The organism is Geodermatophilus sp. SYSU D00766 (genome assembly GCF_054049915.1).
In genome coordinates, this window is the sequence record NZ_JBJGYI010000013.1 from 105,452 (window position 1) to 111,451 (window position 6,000).

General features: G+C 75.4%; 5 protein-coding genes. 2 read left to right on the forward strand and 3 right to left on the reverse strand.

Going from position 1 to position 6,000, the window contains the following annotated elements; all coding sequences use genetic code 11:
- Positions 1–67: 67 nt before the first annotated feature.
- Positions 68–295 (reverse strand): hypothetical protein, encoded by a 228-nt coding sequence (locus ACI8AD_RS12395; protein ID WP_456870825.1) that lies wholly within the window; start codon positions 293–295, stop codon positions 68–70.
- A gap of 69 nt (positions 296–364) precedes the next feature.
- On the opposite strand from ACI8AD_RS12395, the gene ACI8AD_RS12400 reads away from it, so the two are divergent.
- On the forward strand, positions 365–685 hold the full coding sequence (locus ACI8AD_RS12400; protein ID WP_456870826.1) for a GntR family transcriptional regulator: 321 nt from the start codon (positions 365–367) through the stop codon (positions 683–685).
- 79 nt (positions 686–764) lie between these two features.
- Here ACI8AD_RS12400 and ACI8AD_RS12405 read toward each other — a convergent pair whose 3' ends face one another.
- Together ACI8AD_RS12405 and ACI8AD_RS12410 are read right to left on the reverse strand one after the other, a co-directional pair.
- Positions 765–1,997 (reverse strand): 3-deoxy-7-phosphoheptulonate synthase, encoded by a 1,233-nt coding sequence (locus tag ACI8AD_RS12405; RefSeq protein WP_456870827.1) that lies wholly within the window; start codon positions 1,995–1,997, stop codon positions 765–767.
- 65 nt (positions 1,998–2,062) lie between these two features.
- The gene (locus ACI8AD_RS12410) at positions 2,063–4,210 is read right to left on the reverse strand and encodes a DEAD/DEAH box helicase (protein ID WP_456870828.1); all 2,148 of its coding nucleotides are present in this window, start codon (positions 4,208–4,210) and stop codon (positions 2,063–2,065) included.
- A gap of 321 nt (positions 4,211–4,531) precedes the next feature.
- Here ACI8AD_RS12410 and ACI8AD_RS12415 point away from each other — a divergent pair, with 321 nt between their 5' ends.
- Complete coding sequence (locus ACI8AD_RS12415; RefSeq protein WP_456870829.1) at positions 4,532–5,962, forward strand: MFS transporter; 1,431 nt, start codon at positions 4,532–4,534, stop codon at positions 5,960–5,962.
- The last annotated feature ends 38 nt before the right edge of the window (positions 5,963–6,000 follow it).

Sequence of the window (6,000 nt, forward strand, 5' to 3'; positions counted from 1 at the left end):
CGCGCCGACCGCCCCCCGGAGGCTGCCGCTCACCGTCGGTGGGAGGTGAACGGCAGCCGTCGGGTGACTACAGGTCCGCTCGCGTGCTCTCGCCGATCGACGTCACGACGTAGACGTCGTCGACGAGGGTGTGCTCGCACTCGGAGCTGATCCGCCGCTGCTTCGTACGGTCCTCCTCGCAGATGACGCCAGGGAGGAACGAGCGGTCCCGCCCACACGGCTCACAGTGCTTGACGACGGTCTCGCGGATCATCGAGCCCTTGGTCACTCGGTTCTTCTCCTCGCACTCGGTCACGGGAGGACGACCGTACACGAGACCCTATGAGGGCTCAAGAGCACTTGACCTCATCTGCACACTGGGATGGTGGCTCGCTACCAGGAGATCGCCGACGACCTCCAGCACCAGATCGTGGATCAACGGAGGTACCCGATCGGCACCCGGCTGCCGTCCATCGCGGAGTTGATGGACACGTACGAGGTCCCGGGTCTGAACACCATCAGACAGGCGCAGCAGGTCCTGATCCAGAAGGGGCTCCTCGAGGCACGACAGGGGGTGGGCGTGTTCGTCGTCGCCACCTCGGTGTCCGAGCAGATCGACGTCCTCGCAGAGCTGCGGCAGCTCAGGGCGACGGTCGACCGACTCATCGAGCACGTCGAGCGACACCCTCGAGAGTTCGACGCGTGACGACTCACCCGACGGCCCTGGCGACCTGAGCCAACGCCCAGACGGGACGACCTCTCGCCGGCCGCACCGAGCTCTGCGGTCAGCTTTCCCGAGCAGTGACGGCGCGGCGGGCCCGGACGGCGTCGGCCAGCTCGGCGAGCAGCGCCTCCGTCGTCGGGAGGTCGACGCAGGCGTCGGTGACGCTCACGCCGTAGGCGAGGCGCTCGGGGTGCCGCTGGTCGAGGTCCTGCCGGCCCTCGACGAGGTTGCTCTCGATCATCACGCCGCGGATGCCCCGCTCCCCGGCCGCGATCTGGCCGGCGAGGTCGGCCACCACCAGCGGCTGGCGCCGGTGGTCCTTCTGGCTGTTGCCGTGCGAGGCGTCGACGACGACCACCTCCGGCAACCCGCGCTCCGCCAGCCGCCGCTTGGTGTCGGCGACGTGCGCGGCGGAGTGGTTGGGACCGTGCCGGTCGCCGCGCAGGATCACGTGCGCGGTGTGGTTGCCGGTGGTCGACAGCTGCGCGGACACCCCGTGCGCGTCGACGCCGAGGAACTCGTGCGGGGCCCGCGCGGTCAGCACGGCCGAGACGGCGGCGTCGATGCTGCCCTCGGGGGAGTTCTTGAAGCCGACGACAGAGGAGAAGCCCGACACCCGCTCTCGGGCGGTCTGGTCGGTGACGTTGCGCGCGCCGACGCCGTTGTAGGTGACCAGCCCGTTGACGTACTGCGGGGTGAGCGCGTTGAGCGGCTCGGCGGCCACCGGGACGCCGAGGTCGGTGATGCGACCCATGAGGACGCGGGTGGCCACCAGCCCGACGCTGATCCGGCTCGACCCGTCGAGGAACGGGTCGTAGGCGAACCCCTTCCAGTCGACCTCGGTGCGCGGCTTCTCGGTGTAGGTCCGCATGAGCAGCTCGAGGTCGCCGCCGTGCCGCTCCCGCATCCGGGCGAGGAAGGCGGCGTACTCGAGCGCGGCCTCGGGGTCGTGGATGGAGCAGGGGCCGGCGATGACGGCGAGGCGGTCGTCGCGCCCGGCGACGACGTCGGCGACCGCGCGGCGCCCGGCGGCCGTCGTCGCCGCGGAGGCGGCACTCAGCGGGAGGACCGTCGCCACCGCCGCCGGGGTGACGACGACGCTCAGCCCGGTGATGCGGGTGTTGACCAGCCCGGACAGGTCGACGTCGCCGTCCGGCGGGACGCCGAGCCGCTCGCGGACGCCGGGCAGGAGGGCACCCAGCGCGGCGTCGATCTGGCCGTTGACCTGCGTCTGCACCTCGACGAGCAGGTCGGCGACGCGGGTCGCCGTGTCCAGGATCCGCTCAGCCGGCATGGGGCCTCCCGTCGTCGCCGCCGGTCGCCGAGCCAACCACAGCCGCCCGGGGCGGCCGGCCGGGGTCAGCGCGCGGCGCCGGACCGTGCGGCCAGCGCGTCGGTGAGCAGGCCGACGAGCGCCTCGAGCTGCACGTCACCGGCCGGCGAGGCCTCGTCGTCCGCGCCGTCCAGCGCCCGGGCCGCCAGCCCGGCCTTGCTGTCGACCAGCTCGGCGACCCGGCTGTCGATCGTCTGCGCGGCGATGATCCGCCACGCCGTGACCGGCTCGGTCTGCCCGATGCGGTGGCTGCGGTCGATGGCCTGGGTCTGCTCGGCGTCGGTCCAGGACAGCTCCGCCAGCACCACGTTGGAGGCGACCTGCAGGTTCAGCCCCACCCCGGCGGAGGTGAGCGAGCAGACGGCGACGGCGACGTCGGGGTCGGTGACGAACGCGTCGACGTTGCGCTGGCGCACCGTCGGAGTCTGGTCCCCGCGGATCGAGGAGAACCGGATGCCGAGGCGGGTGAACGTCTCCTCGGCGGCGTCCATCACGTCGACGTGCTTGGCGAAGAACACGACCTTGCCGGCGCTGCGGGCCAGCTGCGCCGCGTAGTCGGCCGCGAGGCCCGCCTTCGCGCGGCCGATGCGCCGCATCACGCCGAAGACGTTCTCGCCGGTGGTGGAGGCGTTGGCCTCCTTGAGCTCCCAGCGGGCCACCCGGCGCACCAGGTCGAGGTCGATGCCGCCGTCGGGGCCCTCGGCGGTGTCGGCGGTCCGGGCGGCCAGCGCGGTCTCGTACCGGGCGACCAGCCGGCGGGCGAGGTCGCGCTCGGCCGCGCGGATCGAGCGGCCGGCCTCGCCGTCGAGCTCGACGGGCAGGTCGGCGACGAGCCGGGCGGGGATGTCGGCGGCGACGTCGACCTTGCGGCGGCGGACGATGCCCCGGTCGATGACGCACTGGCGGGCGGCGGCGTAGAAGCCGGGGTCGGCGGGCGTCAGGCCGGTGTCCTCGAGCGCGTCGAGCAGCTCGCCGACCGGCCCGGTCTCGTCGATCCAGCCGAGGAACTGCCAGATGGCCCGGAAGTCGTCGATGTCGTTGATCAGCGGGGTGCCGGTGAGCGCCATCAGCAGCGCCCGCGGGGTGCGCTCGCGGATGCGCGCGGACAGCCCGAGCACGTGCTGGGAGCGCTGCGAGGTGCGGTTCTTGATGAAGTGCGCCTCGTCGACGACCATCCCGCGGAAGCCGAAGTCGCCGAGCCAGCCCGCGTGGCGGTCGAGCACGTCGTAGTTGACGACGACGACGTCGGCGAACCCGTCGATCGTGTCGCCGTCGCCCTGCACGACGGTGGCCGGCCGGTGCGGCGTCCAGCGGCCGGCCTCGCGCGCCCAGTTGGTCTTGACGACGTTGGGGACGACCACGAGCAGCGGGTAGGCGTCGGCCGCCTCCGCGGCCAGCAGCGACTGCGCCGTCTTACCGAGGCCCGGCTCGTCGGCGAGCAGGAACGTCCGGTGACCGGCCGCGGCGGCGGCGACCAGCCGGGCCTGGTGCGGCATCAGCTCGGCGCCACCGGGGAGGGTCCGGAGGGTCGGCTCGGGCAGGTCCATCGAGGCCGGCGCCCCGGCACCGGCCCGCTCGAAGGAGGTCAGCAGGGGACCGAGCAGCTCCCAGCCGGCGAGGCGGCGCGGGCGGACGGCGGCCGGGCGCGGAGCGGAGAAGTCGGGGGCCAGGAACGGGTTGGCCAGCTGCCGGGACACGACCGACCGCGGCACGACCCGGCGCTCGGGCGGGGCGGGGGTGTCCACGGGCTCCGGCGCGGGGACCTCGTCCGGGGCCGGCTCGATGCCGACGGCGCGCAGCAGCTCCCGCCGGCGCGACCGGGCGGCGTCGGAGACGACGGCGTCGTCGTCGAGCAGCGCCAGGAGCGCGGCGTCGCGGACGGCGGTCGTCGCGAGGATCGTCGCGATCCCGTCCAGGCGCTTGAGCTGCTCGGCGCGGCGGGTGGGGCTCAGGGCGCCGTCGGCCTGCACGCGGGCGCGCTCCTCGCGCAGCAACAGCGCCACGACCTGCACGTCGGTGCGGACGGCGGGCGTCACGCGACGCCGCCGGACGGCCGCCTCGACCTCGCGGACGGTGCGGGCCAGCAGCGACACGAGGTCGCGGTCCCGCACGCGCCGCTGCTGGCGCGGGGCGGTGCGGCGGGCGCCGGTCGGGCGCCGGCCTGGTCGAGCCACTCGAACACTCCTCTGCGGTGCCCGGCAACGATTGCCGGGGCAGGGCCGCACCCGGTGGTGCGGCCGGACGACGACGGCCGGGCGGGGACGCGGTCGTCCCGGGCCGGACCGGCGGGTCAGCCGGGGGTGGTGCCCCCGGATCCGAGGGGGCCGGTCGGCGGCTCGACTCGTCCGGGGAGAGCCGCCGGTCGGGCGGAGGTGGCCCGGCCCGACTGAACAGTAACGCCGACCGGCCGCCGGGTATTGCCTCCCCGGCGCGTCGGCGTCGGATGACACAGCCGCGATCGCTTGGTCTCTGCAACGACCTGGGAGCCTGGGACCGTGCACACCGCTCCTCCGTCCCGGGCCCTGGTGCCGGTGCTGCTGTTCGTCGGCACGGTCGTCGCCGTCATCAGCAGCCTCGGCGCACCGCTCGTCCCGGCCATCGCCACCGAGATGGCGACGACGCTGCCGGGCGCCCAGTGGGCGCTGACGGTCACCCTCCTGGTCGGCGCGGTCGCCACCCCGGTGATCGGCCGGCTGGGCGACGGCCCGCACCGGCGCGCGGTCGTGCTCGCCGTCCTGGCCGCGGTCACCCTCGGCGGGCTGCTGGCCGCCCTCCCCCTGGGCCTGGGGTGGCTCGTCGCCGGCCGGGGGCTGCAGGGGGTCGGGCTCGGCCTCACCCCGCTGGCGATCGCGACGGCCCGTGAGGCGCTCGCGGGCGAGCAGTCGCGCGCCACGATCGCCGCGCTGTCGATCACGGTCGTCGCCGGTGTGGGACTCGGCTACCCGCTCGCGGGGCTCGTCGCGCAGCTCGGCGGCGTGCACGCCGCCTTCTGGGCCGGGGCCGCCGTGAGCGCCGCCGCCCTCGTGGCCTCGGCCGTGGTCCTGCCCGCCTCGCAGATCACGTCCTCCCGGCCGCTCGACGTCCTCGGCGCCGTGCTCCTCGGCGCCGGGCTGGCCGGTGCGCTGCTCGCCCTCGGCGAGGCGGAGGGCATGGGCTGGACGTCGCCGGTGCCGTGGGGGCTGGCCGCCGGGTCCGCCCTCCTGCTGGCCTGCTGGGTGCGCTGGGAGCTCCGGACGCCGGCTCCGCTGGTCGACCTCCGGCTGGCCCGGGGACGCACCGCCGCCACGGCCCACTCGGCGGCCCTGCTCGTCGGGCTGTCGAACTACCTGCTCCTCGCGGCGGTACCGGTCCTCGCGCAGGCGCCGCGGGGCGGCCCGGGACTCGGCGCGTCGATCGTGGTCGCCGGGCTGGCGCTGCTGCCGTTCTCGGCGGCCAGCGTGCTCGCCGGGCGGCTGGCCCGGCTGCTCGCCGATCGCGCCGGCCCGCACGTCGTGCTGCCGGTCGCGGCGCTCGTCCAGGGCGGCGCCTTCGTGCTGTTCGGCCTCGCCCACACCCAGCTGTGGCAGGTGTTCCTCGTCATGGCAGTGGCCGGGCTCGGGGTCGGCGCTGCCTTCGCCGTCTTCCCGGCGCTGGTCATCTCCGCCGTGCCGTCGTCGGAGACCGGCAGCGCGATGAGCCTCAACCAGGTCCTGCGCTACGTCGGGTTCGCGCTCGGCAGCGCCCTGACCGCCACCGTCCTCGCCGCCGCCACACCCGAGGGTGCCGCGGCGCCGGGCAGCGGGGGGTACGGCACCGTCGCCGTCCTCGGGTCCGCCGTCTGCGTGCTCACCGCCGTCGTCGCGTGGCTGCTCCCCCCGCGCGCGGCGGCCGGGGCGGCGACCCCGCCGGCACGGACGGCGGCCGTCCCGGGGAGCGGGGGCCGCTGACGGAGCGCGACGGGGTGTCGTGGGTGGGCCCGCGGGGC

Excerpts from the sequence above, each read along its gene's own strand:
- ACI8AD_RS12405 (WP_456870827.1), bottom strand. The coding sequence starts at position 1,997 with ATGCCGGCTGAGCGGATCCTGGACACGGCGACCCGCGTCGCCGACCTG.